This is a genomic window from Streptomyces sp. CAI-85 (assembly GCF_013363615.1).
Taxonomy (GTDB): Bacteria; Actinomycetota; Actinomycetes; order Streptomycetales; family Streptomycetaceae; genus Streptomyces; species Streptomyces antibioticus_B.
On sequence record NZ_JAANNX010000204.1, the window covers coordinates 1 to 1,037 of the forward strand.

Genomic DNA, 1,037 nt, shown 5'->3' on the forward strand with positions numbered 1-1,037 from the left:
GGCGTCCAGCGGCAGTCCTCGACCTCGGTCTCGTCGAGGGCGTCCTGCCAGTCCTCCCAGAGCCAGTCCTTGTCGAGGCCGGAGTCGAGGTGGTCCCAGGGCAGGACCTCCTCGTAGCCGCGCTCACGGGTGGTGTACCAGTCGACGTCCACGCCGAACTCGGCCAGCGCCTTGTCGGCGCAGCTCATCCAGCGGTCGTAGGAGAAGTGCTCGCGCCAGCCGTCGAAGCGGCCGCCGTCCTCGTAGACCGCGCGGATGACGGCGCCGATGCGGCGGTCGCCGCGGGAGAGCAGGCCCTCGACGATGCCGGGCTTGCCGTCGTGGTAGCGGAAGCCGATGGAGCGGCCGTACTTCTTGTCGCCGCGGATCTTGTCGCGGAGCTTCTCCAGGCGGGCGTCGGTCTCCTCGGCGGAGAGCTGGGGCGCCCACTGGAAGGGGGTGTGCGGCTTGGGCACGAAGCCGCCGATCGACACCGTGCAGCGGATGTCGTTGGAGCGGGAGACCTCGCGGCCCTTCTGGATGACGTTCATCGCCATGTCGGCGATCTGGAGGACGTCGTCGTCGGTCTCGGTCGGCAGACCGCACATGAAGTACAGCTTCACCTGGCGCCAGCCGTTGCCGTAGGCGGTGGCGACCGTGCGGATCAGGTCCTCCTCGGAGACCATCTTGTTGATGACCTTGCGCATGCGCTCGGAGCCGCCCTCGGGGGCGAAGGTGAGGCCGGAGCGGCGGCCGTTGCGCGTGAGTTCGTTCGCCAGGTCGACGTTGAAGGCGTCCACGCGGGTGGAGGGCAGCGACAGGCCGATCTTGTCCTCGGTGTAGCGGTCGGCGAGGCCCTTGGCGATGTCGCCGATCTCGGAGTGGTCCGCCGAGGACAGGGAGAGCAGGCCGACCTCCTCGAAGCCGGTCGCCTTGAGGCCCTTGTCGACCATCTCGCCGATGCCGGTGATGGACCGCTCGCGCACCGGGCGGGTGATCATGCCGGCCTGGCAGAAGCGGCAGCCGCGGGTGCAGCCGCGGAAGATCTCCACCGACAT

At 69.1% G+C, this 1,037-nt stretch carries 1 protein-coding gene; it reads right to left on the minus strand.

Going from position 1 to position 1,037, the window contains the following annotated elements:
• A partial coding sequence (locus G6W55_RS37790) for a radical SAM protein (protein WP_175525080.1) occupies positions 1-1,037 on the minus strand: 1,037 nt, incomplete at both ends.